At 55.8% G+C, this 20,772-nt stretch carries 21 protein-coding genes; 10 read left to right on the forward strand and 11 right to left on the reverse strand.

The window, feature by feature from the left end; translation table 11 throughout:
• The first annotated feature begins 344 nt into the window (after positions 1-344).
• From DWU99_RS02205 to DWU99_RS21420, 4 genes are all read left to right on the forward strand, one after another.
• The gene (locus DWU99_RS02205) at positions 345-1,586 is read left to right on the forward strand and encodes a molybdopterin-dependent oxidoreductase (protein WP_115476355.1); all 1,242 of its coding nucleotides are present in this window, start codon (positions 345-347) and stop codon (positions 1,584-1,586) included.
• A 10-nt stretch (positions 1,587-1,596) separates the two neighbouring features.
• Positions 1,597-1,947 carry a cytochrome c gene (locus DWU99_RS02210; protein WP_115476356.1) on the forward strand — a complete coding sequence of 117 codons (351 nt, stop codon included), beginning with the start codon at positions 1,597-1,599 and terminating at the stop codon, positions 1,945-1,947.
• Between the two features lie 118 nt (positions 1,948-2,065).
• Positions 2,066-2,395 carry a high-potential iron-sulfur protein gene (locus DWU99_RS02215; protein WP_115476357.1) on the forward strand — a complete coding sequence of 110 codons (330 nt, stop codon included), beginning with the start codon at positions 2,066-2,068 and terminating at the stop codon, positions 2,393-2,395.
• Positions 2,396-3,143: 748 nt separating this feature from the next.
• Positions 3,144-3,524 (forward strand): helix-turn-helix domain-containing protein, encoded by a 381-nt coding sequence (locus DWU99_RS21420; protein ID WP_158543211.1) that lies wholly within the window; start codon positions 3,144-3,146, stop codon positions 3,522-3,524.
• 387 nt (positions 3,525-3,911) lie between these two features.
• Here DWU99_RS21420 and DWU99_RS02225 read toward each other — a convergent pair whose 3' ends face one another.
• From DWU99_RS02225 to DWU99_RS02235, 3 genes are read right to left on the reverse strand one after another with little or no spacing between them, the layout of a single operon-like run.
• Positions 3,912-5,003 (reverse strand): hypothetical protein, encoded by a 1,092-nt coding sequence (locus tag DWU99_RS02225; protein WP_115476359.1) that lies wholly within the window; start codon positions 5,001-5,003, stop codon positions 3,912-3,914.
• Between the two features lie 35 nt (positions 5,004-5,038).
• The gene (locus tag DWU99_RS02230; RefSeq protein WP_115476360.1) at positions 5,039-6,532 is read right to left on the reverse strand and encodes a hypothetical protein; all 1,494 of its coding nucleotides are present in this window, start codon (positions 6,530-6,532) and stop codon (positions 5,039-5,041) included.
• A gap of 20 nt (positions 6,533-6,552) precedes the next feature.
• Entirely contained in the window at positions 6,553-7,764 is a 1,212-nt protein-coding gene (locus tag DWU99_RS02235; protein ID WP_147292875.1) for a collagen-like protein, read from the reverse strand.
• Positions 7,765-8,168: 404 nt separating this feature from the next.
• Here DWU99_RS02235 and DWU99_RS02245 point away from each other — a divergent pair, with 404 nt between their 5' ends.
• From DWU99_RS02245 to msrB, 6 genes are all read left to right on the forward strand, one after another.
• Positions 8,169-9,395, forward strand: a complete 1,227-nt coding sequence (locus DWU99_RS02245) for a beta-ketoacyl-[acyl-carrier-protein] synthase family protein (RefSeq protein WP_115476363.1) — start codon at positions 8,169-8,171, stop codon at positions 9,393-9,395.
• Positions 9,388-9,648, forward strand: a complete 261-nt coding sequence (locus DWU99_RS02250) for an acyl carrier protein (RefSeq protein ID WP_115476364.1) — start codon at positions 9,388-9,390, stop codon at positions 9,646-9,648. Before DWU99_RS02245 ends, DWU99_RS02250 begins: the two co-directional genes overlap by 8 nt.
• Before the next feature lie 236 nt (positions 9,649-9,884).
• Positions 9,885-10,838 (forward strand): hypothetical protein, encoded by a 954-nt coding sequence (locus tag DWU99_RS02255; protein ID WP_115476365.1) that lies wholly within the window; start codon positions 9,885-9,887, stop codon positions 10,836-10,838.
• 197 nt (positions 10,839-11,035) lie between these two features.
• Positions 11,036-12,016 (forward strand): helix-turn-helix domain-containing protein, encoded by a 981-nt coding sequence (locus DWU99_RS02260; RefSeq protein WP_158543212.1) that lies wholly within the window; start codon positions 11,036-11,038, stop codon positions 12,014-12,016.
• A 155-nt stretch (positions 12,017-12,171) separates the two neighbouring features.
• The gene (locus tag DWU99_RS02265) at positions 12,172-12,972 is read left to right on the forward strand and encodes an alpha/beta hydrolase (RefSeq protein ID WP_115477146.1); all 801 of its coding nucleotides are present in this window, start codon (positions 12,172-12,174) and stop codon (positions 12,970-12,972) included.
• A gap of 561 nt (positions 12,973-13,533) precedes the next feature.
• Complete coding sequence (msrB, locus tag DWU99_RS02270; RefSeq protein WP_115476367.1) at positions 13,534-13,965, forward strand: peptide-methionine (R)-S-oxide reductase MsrB; 432 nt, start codon at positions 13,534-13,536, stop codon at positions 13,963-13,965.
• Between the two features lie 617 nt (positions 13,966-14,582).
• Here msrB and DWU99_RS20760 read toward each other — a convergent pair.
• The 8 genes from DWU99_RS20760 to DWU99_RS02310 form a co-directional block, all read right to left on the reverse strand.
• The gene (locus DWU99_RS20760) at positions 14,583-14,924 is read right to left on the reverse strand and encodes a hypothetical protein (RefSeq protein ID WP_147292876.1); all 342 of its coding nucleotides are present in this window, start codon (positions 14,922-14,924) and stop codon (positions 14,583-14,585) included.
• 113 nt (positions 14,925-15,037) lie between these two features.
• Positions 15,038-16,348, reverse strand: coding sequence for a zonular occludens toxin domain-containing protein (locus tag DWU99_RS02275; RefSeq protein ID WP_115476368.1), 1,311 nt, complete (start codon positions 16,346-16,348; stop codon positions 15,038-15,040).
• A 3-nt stretch (positions 16,349-16,351) separates the two neighbouring features.
• Positions 16,352-16,978 carry a hypothetical protein gene (locus DWU99_RS02280; protein ID WP_115476369.1) on the reverse strand — a complete coding sequence of 209 codons (627 nt, stop codon included), beginning with the start codon at positions 16,976-16,978 and terminating at the stop codon, positions 16,352-16,354.
• 1,146 nt (positions 16,979-18,124) lie between these two features.
• On the reverse strand, positions 18,125-18,424 hold the full coding sequence (locus tag DWU99_RS02285) for a hypothetical protein (RefSeq protein ID WP_115476370.1): 300 nt from the start codon (positions 18,422-18,424) through the stop codon (positions 18,125-18,127).
• A 135-nt stretch (positions 18,425-18,559) separates the two neighbouring features.
• Positions 18,560-18,787, reverse strand: coding sequence for a hypothetical protein (locus DWU99_RS21145; RefSeq protein ID WP_233510825.1), 228 nt, complete (start codon positions 18,785-18,787; stop codon positions 18,560-18,562).
• A gap of 328 nt (positions 18,788-19,115) precedes the next feature.
• On the reverse strand, positions 19,116-19,397 hold the full coding sequence (locus DWU99_RS02300) for a hypothetical protein (protein WP_158543213.1): 282 nt from the start codon (positions 19,395-19,397) through the stop codon (positions 19,116-19,118).
• An 8-nt stretch (positions 19,398-19,405) separates the two neighbouring features.
• Positions 19,406-20,431 (reverse strand): rolling circle replication-associated protein, encoded by a 1,026-nt coding sequence (locus DWU99_RS02305; protein WP_115476373.1) that lies wholly within the window; start codon positions 20,429-20,431, stop codon positions 19,406-19,408.
• Positions 20,424-20,621, reverse strand: a complete 198-nt coding sequence (locus DWU99_RS02310) for a hypothetical protein (RefSeq protein ID WP_115476374.1) — start codon at positions 20,619-20,621, stop codon at positions 20,424-20,426. Before DWU99_RS02310 ends, DWU99_RS02305 begins: the two co-directional genes overlap by 8 nt.
• Positions 20,622-20,772 lie beyond the last annotated feature (151 nt).

The following is a 20,772-nucleotide window of genomic DNA, read 5'->3' on the forward strand; positions in this document are numbered from 1 at the left end:
AAGTCCACCGTGTTGGCGGTGTTTCTTGAACGCAGGGCTATTCTGAGCCAGCTTGATCATGACTAAAAATGCATTGTTTATAGATTTCGCATGCCTTTTATATATGTCATGCCATAAGGTGTTCTCACGACAATCTCCTCATTCGCACCATGACCGCGATCGCGCCCCGTGCTTAGGTGGAAACGTCTCTGACCCATTCCACGCCTCGTTCAAGGTGCTTCACTTGGTTTAGATGCCACCCCGCAGTCCGCCCTGGTGGTGGTAAAATCAGACACATTCGTTGCTTGGTATCCACACGGCAAGACAACCCGGGCTTTTCGGCCTAGCGCCAAGGGGTGACTGTCATGAGCAAGGAATTGAGGTGCGACACGCCGTCGCGGCGCCGCTTTCTGCAGGCGGCCGGCCTCTTTGGTTCCATTCGCTTGCTCGGTGGGAGTACCGCGCTGGGAGCCACGGCAAACTCGGTCCGGCTGCCATTCGTCAACGGCGAGCGAGAGCTCACTCGTGCCTTTCCTCAAAAGGGCGAGATGATTCTTCTGCGGACGCGGCCGCCGTTGCTGGAAACGCCATTCGATGTATTTGATCACGGTGTTTTCACGCCCAATGATCGGTTCTTCGTGCGCTGGCATCTACCTTATATTCCCACTCAGATCGATGCGGAGGCGTTTCGTCTCACGGTGCATGGGCACCTCAGCAAGCCGCTGTCACTTAGCCTGCACCAGCTCATGACCGAATTTGAGTCGGTTGAGATCGCAGCGATCAATCAGTGTTCCGGTAACTCGCGTGGATTCTTTAATCCTCGCGTTCCAGGCGGCCAGTGGGCCAACGGCGCCATGGGTTGCGCACGCTGGACTGGCGTGCGCCTGAAGGATGTGCTCGACAGGGCAGGGGTAAGTCGCGGTGCAGTACAGGTGCGCTTCAACGGATTGGACAGCGGCATTCTCGCGGCTACGCCCGATTTCCTGAAATCGCTCGACATCGATCATGCAAGGGATGGCGAGGTCATGATCGCCTACGGCATGAACGGAGAGCAGTTGCCGGTACTGAATGGATTCCCATTGCGGCTGATCGTTCCGGGCTGGTACTCCACCTACTGGGTGAAGATGCTCAATGACATCGAGGTACTGAACAAGGCCGACGATAACTATTGGATGGCCAAGGCATACCTCATACCGGACACTCCGCATGCGAGCATTACGCCAGGCCAGACGGGGTTCAAGAGTGTGCCCATCAATCGCATGGTGCCGCGCTCTTTCATCACCAATCTGCGCGACGGTGACCGTGTGCTCGTGGGGCATACCGTAGAGATCCGCGGCATCGCCTTTGGCGGCGACACCGGATTATCCAAGGTGGTCTGGTCGAGAGATGGGGGAGCGCACTGGACGGACGCCACCCTGGAAGAAGACCACGGTAAATACTGCTTCCGACGCTGGAACGCCCATTTCACGCCAACCGCGCGTGGTGAAAGCGTGCTAATGGTCAAAGCGATCAACACCCGTGGTGTTGAGCAGCCAGCCACTGCCAATTGGAATCCCGGCGGCTTCATGCGTAATGTGGCCGAATCGACCAAAATCACCATCGCCTAAGGGCATTCTCATGAAGCCTTTGCTTGTCATGCAATGCGCGGTAGCACTGGTGCTCGCGGCTTCCGGCGCGTCAATGGCACAAGAGCATCAGTCGACGCCCGTGGCGATCCATTCGGTTTCTGTTGAACTTCCGTCCAGTACGGCAACTTTTCCAGCTGGTGCGGGTTCCGACATTGCTGGTAAATGCCTAATTTGCCACTCGGCCGGCATGGTGCTCCGACAACCGGCACTCACTCAGAGTGAGTGGAAGACCGAAATCAACAGGATGCGAAACGCATATGGAGCACCGATCCTGGACTCTGAAGTGGAAGCGCTGAGCGCATACCTGACCAAGGTAAACGCGGACCAGCAACGCCAATAACGTCCAGCTTCACATGCTGCCAGCTGCCGCGGCGGCGAGGCCGATGCCCGACAAAATTCGGCTTCCAGCAATACCGTCGCCCAAGAGTGGAAACACAATTAATGCAGAGGTTGGACCTATGTCGTACGAGAAAGACATTGAATCGCGCCGTCATTTTCTCAAGGCTGCCGCTGGGACTGCCGCCGCCGTGGTTATAGGTGGCCTGCCGCGCTTCGCGCGCGCTGCGGATCTGCCGCATCTGGCGGAAACAGATCCTACCGCCAAGGCACTGGGCTACGTTGAAGATGCCAGCAAGGCCACCGATCCCAAGCGCGTGGCCGGCGATACCTGCGCCAACTGCCAGTTTTTCACCAATGGTCCAGGCGGTTTTGGTCCATGCCAGCTGTTCCCGGGCAAGGCTGTCAGCGCGAAGGGCTGGTGTGTTTCGCACGCGACCAAGAAAGCCTGATCATTCGTCTTACAACAGTCAGTGATTTTACTTGCGGTCAGGTCGATGTGTACTGCAGTTGAAGACTGCAATGCGCGTAACTAATGACGCCGAAAAATATGTTTCGCCTGCGAAAGGCGCTGACTGTTGACGCGATGCTAGCTATCGCGTTATCTGTACAGGGACACTTGCGCATAACGCGGAGGCACAGGGAGCAATTCGATGTGCGTACGTTGGCAAGGGAGCCAGCTGAGAATGGTGGCTGTGCTGGTACTGCTATCCTTTGAGTGTCACGCCCGATCGGTAATTCCAAATAATGCACATAGGAAGCTGATCGATATCGGTCAGACACTGCAGATATTGGATGGGCGTCCGTACCCGTGCGATGAGTGGGCGAACCTTCCCCTTGCTGGCCAAACGAAGCTAGATGATCGGCCTGGGCGTGACGGCCGGCAACGGTGATGACGATTTTTGGCGAGAGCGCCGTCTGGTGCTCGGCGGACGCTCGAGCATCTGTTCTACCGACCGATCGCATTCATGCCCAATCCGCTGGGTAGCGCTTCGACGCTTTTGCGGTGGCAGCCTGCGACGGCAGGTGCGTTCAGCGATTCTTTTCAGCGCAGAGCATAACCGCTCGACGCGACGCGCTCATGTACGTGGCGCAAGTTCAGGACCGTTTCGGTGACTCGTATGGGAATTTTTCCAGCACTTAAGGTAGCTGGGTTAGCGCCGATGACGACAGCAGTATGCACGCATAAGGAGCATGTCTATGGACCCTGTTCAAGTTGCAGCCACGTCAGCGGAAGGACTTTATGGCGCGTACGCAACGCGTGGATTGCGGCTCAGCAAAGCAATGTCTGTCCGAGGTATCACCAAGATAAGCGTCCTGGCAAAACAATTGAACGTTTCGGAGAGTGCGGTTAGTCGATGGCGAAACGAGGGCCCAATGACCCTCCAGAACGTTGTGGCACTTTGCGTCGAACTAAGCATGAGCGCCGATTGGCTACTTTTTGGTATCGGAGATATGGAGCTAAATACTGCCTGTGCAATTACTACTTTTACATCTGTTTCGAAGCATCTGCGTGCGCTACCTTCGCCGGTCCGTGAGAGTCTTCTGACGTTTCTCGAAACTCTCGTAAAGACGCATTGAATAAGACGTAACTAAATGCCGCAACGCTAAAACCGATTATGTCGGAATCTTGCCGTTTGGCGAAAAATGTAACGTGCTGAGTTGAGATGAAAAAACGTCACTTACGATGCGAGGTGGAATCGCACACGACGATGTGAGTGAAGTCCCGCCAACGATGCCGAAAGAGGGTGCCATTCACGCACGTGAAGCCTAGAGTATCGTCTGCGAGACCGCGGCCTCATTGAGCACGATGACAAAGAGCTGCACGGGTCATGCTAACTATGCAAGGCATTCGGACACCGACCGTAACTTTGACACTGCGGTCGTTGTCGACGAGAACGTTAGCTTGGCGTATTGGAGTAGCGTGCAGGAAAATGATCAAAAGATGGACCCAAAGCGACGTACTTGTCACTGCGCGAGAGCGTCTTGAATCTCACTGAACTTTACTGGGCTTGTGGTTCGCCTGGGGCTCAGCTGATCGGTGTCCAGCAAGTCAGGCCTTGCAATCCGCGTGAGATCCAGCTTAAACGTGGGCTTTACTTTGCCCGGATCCGAAGGTAACAAAGCGCCTGGCTTCTCGGCGGCCGCGGTGAGTCCTGCCACCGTGGCGCGGCTCGCGCCAAAAGACTCAACCTGATCTTTCATGAACTCGCGAACTTTAGCCTGCGTTTCTCTTTCCGTTTGGGTCACAGAAGCCACTGTCGTCTGATTGGCAGCGGTGGCTGCATGCGTGAAATAGCGAAAGGTAAATGTGCCGGCGCGAACTATCATTTTCGAGATGACGGTTTGCAGCGTAACCCCTGCCTTGGGTGAATACGTATCGGTCTTCGGGTCGTAATTGATGAATTCCTTCAACGCATCAATGACCGCGGTCACCCGGGCAGCGTCAAGATGATTGTGTGCTGAAGAATGGCCTGTCAGGTCGGTTAGCCACATCCCTGTTCCTGGAGATGTAGGGTGTTGCATCGTCGAAAAGCCACCAATCTCAAAACCGTCGTTGAAATTGAACCCGGACATTCGCGTTGGCATACGAATCGCGCTCAAGACTCGCATTCCGTTCTCGACGACGTCGTATGTTGCCTTATCCATATCGCCAGGAATTAAGCTCAGCACGATGTCGCGCATGAAGGAGGTGCGAACGAATTCATCCATCGCATCCCAGACCATTCGATAGGTCCTATCGAATAATTCCTTAGCCTTCTTCATATCCGATAGATCTTTCTTACTCACACGGATGGCGCGAGTAAGCCGTGAGCCGGTGTCATGTTTCTTGATGAGAATGGACTTTGTCATGTCCACCGATACACCCTTTCTTTTCGCGAGATCCCGAATTATGGCCGACATGATGTCGGTTTCTCGCCGCAGATCTTTGAGTCCCAGTGCCCTCAGGCGTTTCAATTTCATGGAAGTGCTTGCGCCTTTGCCCGTTCCGACCTTTTTGACTTTGGTCTTCGTTGATGACTTGGCACCTTTTTTTGTTTGCTTGTTCTTGTTGGGCACTGGGAACTCCTTCGTATCACTGCTGAAGCAGGCGACTAACGAACCAAAATCGCAGCGAGGCAGTATCGCGCCTTTTGGCCACTGGCTACGGGTGCTAGTGGCTTTACGGTAATGGTGATCGTGTTCATGCCAACCTGGACATAGTCACAGAAGTCTTCGGCCATATAGTCGCTGGTACGAACAATGATGTCCGTGCGATTGGCGGTGGATCCGTTTCCTTGCGTCGCATCCACCGTTTGCTGGGGCAAATCAACACCATTGATAGTTATCGCGAGCGCGATAGGGGCGTCGTCGACCTTCCAGTGTTTGAGCAACAAGGTCAGATCGCCGACAGTGTCGGTTACCTTGAAAGCCATCGTGTAGGTCGCGGAAGTTAAAGAAACGTCGGCAATCATGCCCGGAGCAAAACCCGACGCTTTACAAAGCAACGTGTTCGTCGGTGACGCCAGGAGGAGTGCCCCCTTGCCTACAGGAGGAAATTGGCTTGCGTCGCACTTGTTGAAGTTGATCCCGGCATCGTTACGGGCGGGGGTGAGAGGATTCAACGCGAGACATTCCAATTGCCACCACGTCAGCGATAGGGACATCTGGTTCGTCGCTGCACTGCCGAGAGTCGCCGAGATGGTGTAGCTGCCCGGCGCACCCAGCCTTTGATGGGAGGCAAGTGCATACTTACTGCCGACGTTGAGCGTAAGGATGTTGGCATCAACATCCGGAAGGTCTCCATTTGGAGTGAAGCTCCATTCTGCAGTGAACGTGAAATCTGTCCCAAACTGAGACAACTGAGACGGTGGAAGAACGCAGTCGTCCATCAGCATGCGGTCTATGATCGCTTGGGGCAGGTCGATGCTTCCCTTGCTGTCAAGACTGCGAAATTGCATGACGTCCCACGGGTACTCCTGGCCGCACACCCAACCCGCCTGGAGGTTCTCTTTGTCGATCTTTGAGTAGATGCCCCAGTCTTTAATGGAATAGGAATCCTGCTGTCCCATGCCATGTGTCGTCGCGGTTCCGGATGAGTTGGATGACTCTCGGGACTGCTGATCGGTGTACGCGTGCTCGTAACTCAACCCGACGGTGAACATCGGGAAGTCCATCATCACGCCACCCTGCACGTTAACCCCGAAGGAGTTCGTTTGCGCAGTGGAAGAGCCGACCGACTGTCCCATGGAGCTGGTCAACTGCTTGTCGGATGAATCGCTTCGCGATGTGGTTATGCTCGAATTGACCGTGATCGGGGAATAGTTGTGCAGTCGTAAGCCGTTTGCTTGAGCGGGGACGTCCGATACCAACGATTTCTCGAAATTGAAGATCGCTGGGTAGTTCATGTATTGCGTCAGTGAGCCGGCACCGATGTTGACCGGGTTCTGGTTGTAAATCGATGCTTTGAGCGCCGACTGAATGTGAAACACCGGCTTGGAGAGCAGGTCGATAGTCGCAATTTTTTTGGTGACAAAGAGCTTCAGCAATAGGGTGCCGTTACCCTGCAAGGACTGGTGCTGCTCGATAGCGTAAAGATCGGGAATCATTGTTCTCACCTCTCGCCTAATTAAGCTGCGGGGGGCGCGTAAGTGCCCGGGATCAGCTGGGGTGGGGCACCAAATTGCGAACCATCGGTACCTTTCGCGCCGTTGTTGCCCGCGGCGCCGTTATTGCCTTTGGAACCATCGCGGCTGCCGTGACCACCGCTACCAGCAGTACCGCCATCGCCGCGCGCCCCCGCCGGGCCTAATGCGCCGCCCTTACCGGGCTTCGCCATCGCACCCTGGTATACGAAGAAGTTGGCGCCTTGCTGATTCGAAGGGAGGTTGACGAAAAGCTGTCCGCCATTGGGCGAATTTCCGCCTTGTCCGCCATTTCCACCCAGGCCGCCATCGCCACCGTTACCGCCGTTGCCGCCGTCGGTTCCCTCGCAGCCGGAGCTGCATCCATTACCTCCGTTGCCACCTTTCTGACCCTGGCCGCCGGCACCGCCCGCACCACCGTCACCACCTTGCCCAGATTGACCGAAGATCACCAAGGGAGCTTGCGGGGAGGCAAACGATGCGACGTTGATGGAGGAGAGAATGCTCGGCAAACCATCTTGTCCCTCTTTGCCGTCATGGCCTTTGTTGCCCGGCTGACCATTAACACCATTGCCGCCACTACCGGCGCCTGTGCATATGCCAGGCGTAGGCGTGGGTGCATCGGGGCCGTTGGGTGCAGGATTTTGACTGTCGCCAGGACTTCCCGCGGAACCAGCAGAGCCGGGCGCACCCAATATTCCAATGTGATAAGGGCGAGTTCCCCCTTTCACGATCTTGAGCTGCTCGGTAACCCAGAGGGTGAACTGCGTGTTCTGGAGCACGTACGAACCGCCGTTGAACGTAAGGTTCTCGCAGGCAATGAACACTGGGGCAGTCCCGGCCGGAAAGATCGCATCTGACGTCAGCGTGATATCGGATCCGACGGTAACGGCGACCTCCATGGGAAACCGTTTGTCGAAGAAGGTCTTGCCGATCTCGGTATCTAGCGCATGCACGCCACCGGTGAGGAAATCACTGAAGTGATGCAGGCCCGCTTGATAGCAGTCCCTGCAACAGCTCTCAGCGAGATGGTGTCGAGCGTACGGGCGGTGCTCTTGGCTAATGCCATTGATTGCACCGAACAGCTCTTTGAAATGCTCAGGGGATTTGGCGACGACTTTCGTTTCGATGACATCGCCTCTCCGAATGCGGTCCAGATCGAGGTTAAGGGCCTTGGCCAGCTGCAAGATGGACATATTCACTCCATTGACGCGCGTTGGTGTGGTTGTAATGCGTAAGAAAAGCGGATCGGAGCAAACAGCTACCCACTCCGGCAACTGCCAGATGAATGTCTCTGTATGCGTGGTCCCCTTTAGCCTTCAAAGCGTCCGAATTCGGCGCTTGAGCGCGAGGAAATTTATGAGAACGAATACGGCCAACAACGTGACGTCCATCACAGCATGGATGAGTGAAGATGCACTTCACAATGTATCGCTTGCATGTGATGCCTTGCTTCCTTGCACGTGATGCAAGGTCTTTCAGAGGCGTGCAAATGAGTTGCGCCCTAAGCTAAGAAGAAGGCGTACGCAGTGCTTAGCTGCTACAGCGTTTGGGTGTTTTAGCGCGGAAAACACGCTCAATTCCAGAGGGATCTCACACGATGATGGAAAGCGTTGTTGTCACTGGCATCGGTCTTGTTTCGACGCTTGGTCATTCGCTGCCGGCGATCGCGGATGCTTTGCGAATGGGGAGGAGTGGAATCATTCGCGACGACGAGCGAATTGCGCTTGGATTTCGAAGCGCACTTACAGGCCGCATCAAGGATTTTGACCCTGCAGAGGTTCTAAGTCGCGTAGAACGGCGAAGCATGTCCGAACCTGCACTGTATGGCGCGGTAGCCGCAATACGCGCCATACAGGACGCCTCTCTTGATCGAGATCGGCTTCGGAATGCACAGAGTGGTGTAGTCATCGGCAACGATTCCGCAGCCGACGCTTCCCGCGTTACTGCCGATGCTACGCGCAGTGATGGCACCACACGTTTGCTTGGATCGGCCGCAGTCATTCATGGCATGAATTCCTCGCCATCGATGACACTTTCGGTTCTTTTTGGTACGCAGGGCGTATGTTGGACCATGTCATCCGCTTGTGCCTCGGGCGCCAATGCGATCGGCATTGGAGGCATGTTGATCGAGAGCGGTCAGCAAGACATCGTTATTGTCGGTGCGGTGCAAGAGATCAATTGGGCAGGTATGGCAGGTTTCGACGCGCTCGGTGCATTCTCGACCTGGGCGGGTGATGCAACGCTGGCCTCACGACCGTTCTCCGTGGATAGAGATGGGCTGGTGCCCAGTGGTGGCGGCGCAGTGCTTGTTCTGGAGTCGGCACGCCACGCCAAATCGCGCGGCGCGCGAATTCGTGCCATGTTGCGCGCATATGCCTTTAACTCTGACGGAAACCACATCACATCCCCAGATGGAAATGGCGCGTTCCGATGCATGAGTTCAGCGCTCACTCAATCCGGACTGTCGCCAGGTCAAATCGATTATGTGAATGCGCACGCGACAAGCACCGTCGCCGGTGATGCTCTTGAGGCGGCTGCCATTGCTTCGGTATTTGGTGAATTCCAACCAGCCGTTTCATCGACAAAAGGCGTCACTGGTCACGAATGCTGGATGTCAGGTGCCTCCGAAGTCGCTTACAGCTTGCTGATGGCAGAACACGGGTTTATCGCGGCAAATAAAAACCTTTTGGAGGCAGATCCTGCATGCGTAGGCCTTGATTTGGTCAGGGAGACGCGGTCAGTAACACCGCAAAGGTTCCTTTCAAACTCGTTTGGTTTTGGCGGCACAAATGCCTGCCTGATCTTTGAGGCGATGAATGAATAACGACATTGACGAAATCAAAATGCAGATTCTCGATCTGATTGCCGAATGCTTCGAGGTCGATCGCGCTTTGGTTGTTCCAGAAGCCAGGCTGAAGGCCGATCTAGGAATCGATAGCATTGATGGTATCGACCTGCTGGTTGCCATCGAGAAGCGGTTTGGGCTTCGGTTCAATACTGATCAGTTGTCGGATTGGAGAACGGTGAACGATGTCATGGATGCGCTGCCCAACGGCGCTAAGGCGCAACCAACGTAATTCCGCGCAGTTCAATCGGGTGGAACTCGCTTTCTAGCCAAGGCAAGTTTGGCCAGTGCCGCCAATTACCGAATGTTGGCGCGTCGCTGCACGGATTAATCGCAATAGGACGACAGACTCCTTGGGCGGAACAGGAGCTCAAGGCATCGCAGCAGCGGCGGGAGGGGACGGCCTAGTGCAATTATCCAAAACAAGCTGCGCCGCACTTACGAAACGATTCTTGCGAAGGGAAATCTATGGGACTGGCAGCGGGCACAGGCATAAAGACAAAGGCAACTGGAACGCCTAAAAAAAGCACAGCAATTGCCACCAAGAAACGGAGCATAAGCGCCATCCGAAACCTTTCGGCCAAAGCGTATGGAATCGAAATTAAGTGGCTTACTAAACATCACTTCAAACGCCCAGATTTCAGCACTGCTAAAAAACAGGCTGCCAGAATCGAAACCGTTCTGGCCACGAATGATGTGTCATATTTGAAGGCAAACCTCCAGACCGCTGATCTTGCGGCGCCCCATCGAGTCCCATATGCGCGATTGAGGGACGCCATCTTAAATGAGACAAATATAAAGTCGATTACTCGAATGGCCGATGCCTTGTTCGAGGCAAGCAAGCATTGTGAGGGTGCGTTCTCGCAAGTTGCAAAGAGCGCACTATCGATCACTAACGCCGAGCGCACCTATTACGCGAAACTCGCATCCCTGTATAAAAAGACTCGCCTTTCCGCTCAAAAGGCGCTGGCCGATCTTGTGGCAAATTGGAAATTGCCAAACATAAGTGCAATCAAAGGCAAAGCAAAACTTTTGCTCATACAAGAGCTCAATAATTTAGCCAGCAACGCCCCAGGATCGGGGCCTGACTCCAAAGTCAATGCGATAGTTAGCGATCGGATCCATCTTCACATTACAGATGCGGTGACGGAACCGCTAACCCCAAGAAGTAGCGCTGCGCGAATAGCCTTCCCAAACGATCGCGTCGCAACGACGTACAAAAAAAGCAAGATTGTTAGCGTCACGGGCGAGCTTCCTACAGACCCCATTGGGCTCGGCGCAGTTGCTGACGATGTTTCTGTCGCGGGAACCGTTTTCAGGGGGGCGCTTTTTGTTGATCAGTTTCAAAGGGTCTTTAAGCCTAAAAATCACCTCACGGCACAGACGGGAACCTTTAGTTATGACTGGGTGGAAGTGAAATAATCAGGACCAGAGTTTTGGGCTGTGGTGCGCTCAGGCGGTTCAATCGCACATCTAAGCACGGCCGATGGTGATAAGGGATTGTTATCGGGGGTAGGGGAGCAGCAGCTCCCGACCCATTGCTGCCATGGGTGCCTATCGGTGGCCGCGCTTCCCAAAGTGGTCAGCATGGCGGGAAGATGGCGACCAGGAGGGCATTTATGAAAGAAGGCGGAAGCGGCTACCCCCGTAGACAAGTCGGTGGGTTACAAGCTGAATCGGGCGATACAGCTTTCGGGAAGCATCTTGCAGGTTGCTTTGGCGTACCCGAGCCTGACTTGCGCGCCGAACGCAAGCTGGAGCGGGGGACGATTTCGCTGTCGGAATTGAAACTCGATCGTCCCATGGCGGAACCAAGCGGATCACTGGGCTGCGATGAAGCTTTTCTCGTCGATGTCCAACTCGCCAGCATTGTGGGCCACGAATACTGGTTGAACGGTCGGTCCATACCTGTAGAACCTGCTGTCGCAGGCATGACCTATATTCATGACCTGCGGCTCGACCCCAGAGCGATGGTGCGTGAATCGACGCACTCGCTCCACTTCCGCATTCCACTCGCGACGCTCAATGCATTCTCCGAACAGAACGGGACTTCGCCAATCTCGGAGTTGATCCATGGTCCAATGGTCGGCCGGGACGATCCGGTGATGCGATTTCTGTGTCAAGCGGCCTTGGTCGCACTCAGGGAACAGCACATTGCCAGTGGATTGTTGCTGGACGAAATTCTGAGTGCCGTGTGCGCACACACGCTGGGAAACTATGGAAATGCCAGCGCCGCCGCTCGTCGCTATTCGTCCGGCCTGGCCCGGTGGCAGGAGCTGCGTGCGAAGGAAATGATGGATGAGCGCATGGACATCTCCCTCGCGGAGCTGGCGCTGGAATGCAAGTTGTCCGTGACCCATTTCGCCAGAAGCTTCCGGCGATCAACCGGCGTTTCGCCTCATCAATGGTTGCTCGCCCGCCGCGTCAACAAAGCGAAGTTTTTGCTCGTTGAGTCAGACCACTCAATGGCACATATCGCCTTGGAATGCGGATTCTCCAGCCAGTCTCACTTCAACGCCGCATTCAAGCAGTGCACGAAGATGAGCCCTGGACGCTGGCGTCGCTCCTTCGCACCCTGGATCGATAGTCCCTCGGAATAATGTGACGCTTGATCCCGACAAGACGTATACGTGGGTTTTCGGTCGGTTTTTGAAATTCGAGTCCGTTTTTCGAAAGAGGCGACTATCCCACCATGCTCTATTTCCTTTGCCCTACCGGCAACTCCATCTTCATTTGGGCGAAGGAAGAATCCATTATGAAAACCAAGCAAAGAATCTCGTGGCGCTCGCTTGTCGCCACGTCCCTTATCTGTCTATCGAGCGTATCCCTGACTATGAACAGTTCGTCCGCAGAGGCCGCTTCCGCAGCACCATCGCAGGTGAAGAATGTCATTCTCGTGCACGGCGCGTGGGCGGATGGTTCAAGTTGGTCGAAGATCATTCCTCTACTCAACGCAAAAGGCATGAACGTTGTGGCCGTACAACTTCCGCTCACATCCCTGGCCGACGACGCCGCGACCGTCAAGCGAGCTATTGCCCTGGAGGATGGTCCGGTCCTTTTGGTGGGACACTCCTATGGTGGGGCTGTCATAACGGAAGCCGGCAACGATCCTAAAGTAACGGGTTTGGTCTATGTCGCCGCATTCGCTCCGGACGATGGTCAGTCTGCAGGTTCTTTGGGAGCGACCATGGCGCCCCCTCCGTTGGCCGCTGAGGTTAAGCCGGATAGCCAAGGGTTCCTCAAGCTCACTAAGGCGGGCATCTACGAGAGCTTCGCCCAAGACTTGAGTGTATCCGACAAGGCCATCTTGTATGCCGCACAGGCACCCACCAATGCAAAGTCACTGGGTGGCAACGTAACCAGCGCGGCGTGGCACAGCAAACCTTCCTGGTACATCGTTGCTTCCAAGGATCGGGCGATTCAACCGGATCTTGAAAAAAGCATGGCAACCAAGATCCATGCAACCACGTCGACCATTCCTTCCAGTCACGTTCCCATGCTTTCGCATCCCGATGCAGTGGCCGATGTGATTGAGCAAGCCGCTGGCTTGAAGTAGATCTTGACCTGGTTGCGTGAGCTGTCTGACTACGCCAGTGTAGCCAACACGCGCCGAGCTCCTCTCTACAATGCAACCCGGGACCTGAAGGGTTCCGGGTTGCGGTCTGAGAGGTCGTGTCCGAAACAAACTACTTCAGGATTGCGAAGCACTCCGCGCGGCGACGAACCGGTAGAATTGGCGGTGGCAAAACCATTGAACGCCCGTGCACCACAAGCGGATGTTGTCCAACGGACTACACACGATCGTTGGATGGCCTCTGGCGCAGCATGTGGGAACCCCAATTGACAGCCTCGCACGAACGCCTGGATGGGAAGCGCTATGCCATCGAAAAGGTATGCGGTTGGCCAGCACCACATCGACCCTGGCATGGAGGATGGGTATCGGTGCATTGGCACAGTGATCATTCCGGGGTTCGAGGACTAGCGCGCTGACAGATCGCACGTGCGACGTTATCGCCCAGATCCTCGGGAACAGGTGCGGACGCGGAGCTTGTTCATTCGCGTAACCCGACATGGGCCACCAGCGAAATCATCGGTACCTTTCCTTGGAGCTGCACCTATGACAACACGTTTGGATGGTCGCTCTTCTCACACCTTCGAAGTCACTCACACAGACGACGAGTGGCGGCAAATCCTCACCCCTGAACAGTACGATGTTCTCCGCGGCCACGCGACAGAACGGGCGGGCACCTGCGCGCTGCTCTATGAAAAGCGCAAGGGCACGTTCTTATGCGCAGGGTGTGACCAGCCGTTGTTCGTTGCAAAAACGAAGTTTGAAAGTGGAACAGGGTGGCCAAGTTTCAATGAGCCGGAACCGGGTTCGGTCGAGACCACCACGGATACCAGCCATGGCATGGTGCGCACCGAAGTTCATTGCAGTCAGTGCGGCGGCCACCTTGGGCACGTGTTTCCAGATGGTCCTCCGCCGACGGGGTTGCGCTATTGCGTCAATGGGGTCGCGATGAATTTCTTGCCGGATTCAACCCGGTAAGGCAATACGATCTGGACGATGGGTTGGAAAGAGGACTTTTGAGCTATCACGGTGGCCATGACCGACCACCACTCAGCAAGCACCAGGTCGCTATGTATTGCGTGTTCGATAAGCCGGCACGGCAAAACGCGGCGGGTGCCGATGCAGACTTTCTACAGATGTTGTCCATGGAGACCGGGAAATCTTTTGGAATCAACCACCGGCGCGATCTTTAAATAGGGGACAACAATTAAAAATACCGACTTCCAGCCGATTTTAGAGCCCTGATCCAATTTGACATAATATACATTATGCGCAATTTCGCGGACATCGCCATCATTGGCACGGCAATTGCCTTGCTACTCGCCCGATCGCACGGAACGCGCCAGTGGCCACTAAGCACAAGCGCCTAAACTGGCTCTACGACGACGAACTACAGCAGTTCACGACACCATCAGGAAGCACCGTAACGCTGCACGAGATCGCAGCGTTACTACATGGTCAAAGCGAATGTTGGCACGACTCCCAAGGTCCATGGACAGGTTGGCGCATGCGCGGAAACCGACTCATCCCACCGGGTCAGACACACCGGCAAAGCCACATGGCACCACACAACACTGCCGCGTTCGTGCGCTGGCTTACGGCTGTTCAATCAGATAACCACCGGAGCACCGTGAAGGTCGACCGGTACGGTCCATTCCTTGTGTATACGAATTCCCGCTCTTCAGAATCACGTAGCCACCCTCACACAGCTCACCCGGCAGCAAAGGCTTACGAACCTCAGCCGAACTCTCCGGCACCACACGGCGAACATACACCGGCTCAGCAGAAGCGCCAGGCACGACGCCGGAAGACGAAGGCACCGAAACGTACGGGTGCAAAAGAACCCGATACATCGGGATCGTCAGCAACGTAATCGCCGCGGCAAAAGCGTAATACACCCAATCAGGCAGACGACCACCCCGACGCCGACGATCCATGCCATACCCCTGTAAGGCTTACGTAAGCCCGTCGATCGACAGGATACGGCGCTCGACGCGGCTGCTGCAAACTCGCAAAGGAACCGCTACAAAAGCGGTTCGGCGTGGAACCATCAAGAACCTCCGCCAAGCATATGCGGTTCGTAATCAGGCCGCTTAGCGAGTTCAGGCGGCTCATATTCCTTAGCCGTCGCCCGATCCTTCCACCGCGACGAGGAATCGGGCTCCGAAGCACCACCAGACTGGGGAGCAGCCTGCACAACCGCAGGAGACGCCGACTCCGCCATCAATTGCGAACCACCCTCCCCCTTATCCTCGGGAAGCGGCCAAGGCGTAACGACGACAGCGCGATCCTTCCAGAGCAACTTCACGCCGTACACATGCACCTGGACCGTTACGCCAAGGTCACGCAACTGCGCAAACGTAAGGCGCTCGATAACGCCGCCCTGATCTTTCTGCCACTCGACGACACCGAAATCACCCAACGTGCCGCCTGTCACAACACCCGCAAGGCGTGCACGGGCCTTATTGCACAGATCAAACACATAACTAACCTCAACAGGCATGTCCTTAAGGTCGTATGCCAACTTCACGACAGGAGGCGACGGCACCTGCGACCCCGAGTGAACATCAGACTTCGGCGCAGACAACGTAGGCGCCACAGAACCATGACTCTGCGGTTTCACTAAGCCCTTGCCGTGATCGCTCAAAAGCGACATGAACATATGCACGCCGACAAAAAGCAAAGGAACGACGATCCACGCCCACTTACCCACCGATCGCCACACGGTAGAGCCACCAGCCGTATATACGGCCGTATTATCCGCACCCGCCGCGTAACCAGCGTACAGCGGAAAAATGGCCTTGTCATAAGACAAGGTCTTCGTGTCGACCAACTCAAAACGATCCGGTTCCGTCGCATGATATTGCTTCAACACGTAACGACCCGTAACACCCACAGCCGTCATCTTCTGGAAAACGTTTTTACGCTCCACACGCGCACGCACCGACGAATGCAAGCGGCGATACCACTGCGACATCAGAACGCCATCCATGCCGTTCTGACCGCACAACGCAAAGAATTGTTCTACACAAGGATCAATCGCATTACGAGACGCCACGTAGAACTCGTGAGCCTCATCGATGACAAACAGCGCGTCCTTTAGCTCGTCCGCGATACACCACGTACCATGTTCGTCCTGATCAGCAACAAACAACTTACGAACCTGACCAGTCGGTACATCGACAAGCAGATCCGCGACGCGATCCACAGGCAACCGCAGATGCTCCGCAATCGCATCACAATTCAGCCCATTAATCCGCGCAAACACCCGACGACCAGCGGCCAACGCAGGCAACACATGCGTACGCACCGCATCGTACGACTTACCAGAGCGAGGAACGCCTTCATTAAAAACAAGCATAAATCACCACTGAAAGAGAGTTGCAAACTTCCGTCCCAAACGAAACGCATACCCGGCGCCGATCAGTCCCAAACCAGTTGGAACCTGCAACTCACCCAACAAGTAAGCGACCACAGCACCCGCCTGACCAAAAACACTGGACAACGAGTAATTGCTAATCCACGAAGGCGTGCCTATCGCAGAAATCGCCGCCGATACTAGGCTCAAAATGACGCCTAAGACGTACGTCACGAGATCCTTCAAAAAAGAAATAATCGCAACGAAAACCGTTTGAATGGCGTACGCAATCCACCACGTCAACTTACTCAACCAGCCAGTACCCGGACTCGACGCAGGCCCCTGATTGGAGTTACCGAGACCAGTACCCATAGCCGTTGTACCCGAAGAACTCGTCCCACCCGTGACCATGTTTTCGCAGACCAAAGACACGCCCGTGCCCGCATCGGAAACACAAGCCTGACCGCCTGTACCCTGCTGCGTACAAACGTACACACCATTCACGCTCGAACACGTAACGCCCGGAATAACCGTCTGCGCGTAAGAAAGGCGCGGAAAAATCGCCGACAGGAAAATCAGCAGCCCGAAAAACGCAACCACCGCACTAATAGATAGCGATCCGAAACGCAGCATACGCAGCCGTCGCCAATACGATATAACCCGCCGACACCATGGCCGACTCCAACGCAGACCCACAATAGAAATCGAAGGTCAACGTGCCGTAGTACTTACTCGCAGGAAGCGTCCATGTAGGACAACTACCCGACGCGGTTACATTGAAAAATCCGGTTGTGGCTGAAACGATCGGCGCATTCTGCACCGACGACGAAAACGACGCATAGACGCTAGACGGCGTATCCGTACTCGGCGTATACAAGGAACCTATCTGACCATCCGCGTTGCCGACATCACACACGCCAGTCGTGCAACTGGTAGAGCTAGCGGACGCAGGATCAGTCGTCGTCGTATTTGTGGTCGACGTATAAGAGCCAGAACCGCCAGAACCCGTACCACCCGAACCACTTCCCGATGTGGTACCCGCTGTCGTGCTAGTACTCGACGAAGACGACGCAGGCGTGCTCGTCGTGGAAGACGTCACATTGCTAGACGAACTCGACGACGCAGGACCCTGCACGTTTGGGTTATACGTCACGCACTGCCCCGAGTTTTGATCGCAATACGTCGTGGAACCGTTCGCATTAGCCGTTTGAGAAGGTGGCTTGACTATGCCCGTATTAGGTGCGTTCGAACACGAAGCGCCGGTCTCAACTTCTGCACCAGAATTAGCACCGCCGAGCAACAACGAGAGACAACAGCCTTTATACGACGCCTGTCCACTCCCAGAGGCGTAGCTATATGTCGTGCCGTTAGCAACTGTTTGACCGGCGGTACACGTCGGCGGACCGTCATACGCACCCAACAGACTAAGGCACAAACTGTTGTTCGGATAATAAGGATCATCGCCGGTACACGCACAACCATACGTGTCACTCGCACTACAACCACCCGAGCCGGGACCGACGTATACACAATAACCAGTGCCACCGTCATTGGCATCACGCGCAGCGCAATTGGTCCAAAGCTGCGCGTTAGCAGGATCCGAGTCATGCGCTGCCGTACTAGACGCATACACGGGCGATGTCGACAACAGGGCGCCGACAAAGAACACGACAACAGCAAACAACAGCGAGCGATAGGTATTCATTCTGAAAACCCCTTTACAGCAGCCCAAGCGCACAACGCGCCCATGAACCCGAAAAAAAGATCCATCACCATGGCCTACACCTCGACCTCATCGTCAGGCGAATCATCCTCTGCATCGTCTTCCGAGCTGTCCTCGTCATCACGCATCGCAGCGCGCGCCGCCTGCCTCTGCTTGTACCGCGCAAGACGCCGCTCATAAGAACGCTTCACCCGTTCGGCAGCACGCTCGTCAGGTGACATCTCACGCCTCTCACTAAAAAAGCGAGACATACCCATCGCAGCAGCCGCGACCAAACACACGATGATCAAAACGGAAGCGCCACCAACAATGGCTTGCGTGACTGGCGACGACGAAAGCGCGCCAACAGCGTCCACCAAATTCGCCAACGAGCCATAAGCGCCCGTACAAGGACCGGACGGATTGCTTGGACCACCTAAGCCACACGGAGACGGACCCATAAACGCCCCAAGAAAAAAGGCAGGGCAGCAACCGCCACCCTGCCCGGTCCATCAACGGAAGAACGACGCCACCTTGTTGGCGGCCCACTTCGCGAAGCCGGGGCCGACCTTGATCGCAGCGGCACCAACCAGCGCCGAAATGACATCGGTCGTGTCCAGACCGGAGAACACGTTAGCCAACGCCGACAAACTGCCGGTCGTCTGCGCCATCGCGCTACCCGCCACCAGACCAAGGCCCAGCACCAGACCCACCTTCTGCACAACATTGCGAATCTTCATGTTCGCTTTCCTCTCTCTGAATCGGCCACAACGGGCCACTATTTTTTGTTGAAAAAATTCACAACAGTCCCGCAGAGATAGGCGACGAGATAAAAAAACATCACCGTCCCCCAACACCCTACGAACCACGACACGGCATCACTGGGCTGCGGCGCAGCAAACGCTGAATTCACAGCCTGAAACATGCCGTACGACTCACCATCAACCAGCACGTAACCCGCGCAATTCAAGCCCGTCGACGAAGATGTAGCCGGACCCTGATCCGTCAACGTGCCATTACTGTTCAGCGTTACGCACTCGCTCACGACGAATTCCTCCCTGCCCTACATCACGCGACTTTGGCGGCCGACGACGGCTTCACAGCGGTCGCCGCACCAACCAACGAGACGAGACGCGGCCGCGTGACCTGCAGGCGCCCATTCACGACAGAAAACGACCTGGGATCGAGCACTGCCGGGCCAGCCGGAAGCACCTCATCCGTAGAAAACTCGAACGACGTGGGCAAACCATCAACCGTGAGAGTTGCCCACTGCTTGAAGTAATGTCGAACAGTGCCGTTACCCTCGAACGTCGCCGCTTCCGGGGGACGGCCCAACACTTCAATCTGCATATCTTTACTCATGCTGCTATCTCCAATTGAGCGGGCACATCCCGCCATGCGAAAACCCGCCCAGAAGGCAGGACCGTGACATGCCACGGTGAAATCACCATCTCGCCGGTAAACCGGTCCATGTATCCACCGGGCACCTTGCGAATATCCGCTGCACCGCCGAGCGCATCGCGCACGAACAACGGAGCGCGCCAAAACCGAATGACCCTACGGCCTTCGGGCTTCAAACCACACACGCCGTGCATGCGCGCGCCTTTGGGAATCGACATCGCCTGATCAACTGTGCACTTGCTCGCATACTTCGCCATGTACGCGACCGGGCGATTAATCTGCACCTTACTCGACAGGACATGCGCGAAGCCGTGCGGCCACCAACCGCGTGCATGCGGGTTAGGAAAATAGTCCTTTGAACGAACCCAGATCATGCAGTGATAGTGCACAGCGCCACGCTTCTGCATTTCCAGCACCCACACAATGCGACAGCGACAGTCGCGACGTCGAAACCACTCACGCACGCACTTTGTGAACGCATTGATGTGATTAGGACGCCAACCACTCACATCCGCGTACGTCAACGTCACAAACAACCGACGCCACCGCTGCCACACATCACCAACATGCGCATCCGCGTCGAGCATGTGCGCCGAATTCTGCACCGCCTTCTGCAAACGACGAACGCGAGAAGCAAACACGTCAACCTCGACCACTTCACGAGCGTGCGTGTCGTTTGTTTTAGATGAGTCAAGTTTCGTAAGAGCACCGCCGCGTGCGGCTCCGCTCGCTTCGCTCGCGGAGGCGCACGCGGCGGCAAAAGCACAGGAATCCGACGCGAAAAACTTAGCGCGAGCCAAGTCCTGAAATGGGGCATCTATCGCGTTCTGCTGCGCCACGTACTCGCGAGCATTGGCAGCGCGAATCGAAGCCATAGCGCGCACAGCAGGATTCGACCATGCGCGAACGGCAAAAGGTGCGCGGCCAAGACGACGACCGAGCACGTCCGCAGGACACAAATCCATCGCAAGACCGTCAATCATCAACCACCCCAAATTCTGCGAAGCCGAAGACGGAAACATCGAGCGCGACGCCATCCTCGCTAGCGGCATCCAAGAGCATCAGCACGCACGCATCGAGAGCCCCCGACAGCGCAGGCTGCGCATCCGACACGCGCACGGACGCCTCACGAACAGCCCGCAACACGCGCCCCACATCGTCCGCACAAAGCATCACGAATCCCCCAGCGAGCGCGCGACTAACGCCGCTTCCCAACGTCGTAAATGATCCGAAACGCGCTCTCGACGCTGAACAGCAGCGAGCGCAATGGAAAGCCCAGCAACCACGCCCTCTGCGTATACCGATCCGGCATCGCGCAAAACGC

The sequence above is a fragment of the Dyella psychrodurans genome, from assembly GCF_003363265.1.
GTDB lineage: Bacteria > Pseudomonadota > Gammaproteobacteria > Xanthomonadales > Rhodanobacteraceae > Dyella_B > Dyella_B psychrodurans.

What these genes read in the sequence shown, in the direction of transcription:
- DWU99_RS02245 (WP_115476363.1), top strand. Translation starts at nt 8,169, where the DNA reads ATGATGGAAAGCGTTGTTGTCACTGGCATCGGTCTTGTTTCGACGCTT.
- DWU99_RS02230 (WP_115476360.1), bottom strand. Translation starts at nt 6,532, where the DNA reads ATGATTCCCGATCTTTACGCTATCGAGCAGCACCAGTCCTTGCAGGGT.
- DWU99_RS20760 (WP_147292876.1), bottom strand. Translation starts at nt 14,924, where the DNA reads ATGGATCGTCGGCGTCGGGGTGGTCGTCTGCCTGATTGGGTGTATTAC.
- DWU99_RS02305 (WP_115476373.1), bottom strand. Translation starts at nt 20,431, where the DNA reads ATGATTGACGGTCTTGCGATGGATTTGTGTCCTGCGGACGTGCTCGGT.
- DWU99_RS21145 (WP_233510825.1), bottom strand. Translation starts at nt 18,787, where the DNA reads ATGAAGATTCGCAATGTTGTGCAGAAGGTGGGTCTGGTGCTGGGCCTT.
- DWU99_RS02215 (WP_115476357.1), top strand. Translation starts at nt 2,066, where the DNA reads ATGTCGTACGAGAAAGACATTGAATCGCGCCGTCATTTTCTCAAGGCT.
- DWU99_RS02210 (WP_115476356.1), top strand. Translation starts at nt 1,597, where the DNA reads ATGAAGCCTTTGCTTGTCATGCAATGCGCGGTAGCACTGGTGCTCGCG.
- DWU99_RS02265 (WP_115477146.1), top strand. Translation starts at nt 12,172, where the DNA reads ATGAAAACCAAGCAAAGAATCTCGTGGCGCTCGCTTGTCGCCACGTCC.
- msrB (WP_115476367.1), top strand. Translation starts at nt 13,534, where the DNA reads ATGACAACACGTTTGGATGGTCGCTCTTCTCACACCTTCGAAGTCACT.
- DWU99_RS02300 (WP_158543213.1), bottom strand. Translation starts at nt 19,397, where the DNA reads ATGCAGATTGAAGTGTTGGGCCGTCCCCCGGAAGCGGCGACGTTCGAG.
- DWU99_RS02255 (WP_115476365.1), top strand. Translation starts at nt 9,885, where the DNA reads ATGGGACTGGCAGCGGGCACAGGCATAAAGACAAAGGCAACTGGAACG.
- DWU99_RS02260 (WP_158543212.1), top strand. Translation starts at nt 11,036, where the DNA reads ATGAAAGAAGGCGGAAGCGGCTACCCCCGTAGACAAGTCGGTGGGTTA.
- DWU99_RS02280 (WP_115476369.1), bottom strand. Translation starts at nt 16,978, where the DNA reads ATGCTGCGTTTCGGATCGCTATCTATTAGTGCGGTGGTTGCGTTTTTC.
- DWU99_RS02250 (WP_115476364.1), top strand. Translation starts at nt 9,388, where the DNA reads ATGAATAACGACATTGACGAAATCAAAATGCAGATTCTCGATCTGATT.
- DWU99_RS21420 (WP_158543211.1), top strand. Translation starts at nt 3,144, where the DNA reads ATGGACCCTGTTCAAGTTGCAGCCACGTCAGCGGAAGGACTTTATGGC.
- DWU99_RS02235 (WP_147292875.1), bottom strand. Translation starts at nt 7,764, where the DNA reads ATGTCCATCTTGCAGCTGGCCAAGGCCCTTAACCTCGATCTGGACCGC.
- DWU99_RS02310 (WP_115476374.1), bottom strand. Translation starts at nt 20,621, where the DNA reads ATGCTTTGTGCGGACGATGTGGGGCGCGTGTTGCGGGCTGTTCGTGAG.
- DWU99_RS02275 (WP_115476368.1), bottom strand. Translation starts at nt 16,348, where the DNA reads ATGCTTGTTTTTAATGAAGGCGTTCCTCGCTCTGGTAAGTCGTACGAT.
- DWU99_RS02205 (WP_115476355.1), top strand. Translation starts at nt 345, where the DNA reads ATGAGCAAGGAATTGAGGTGCGACACGCCGTCGCGGCGCCGCTTTCTG.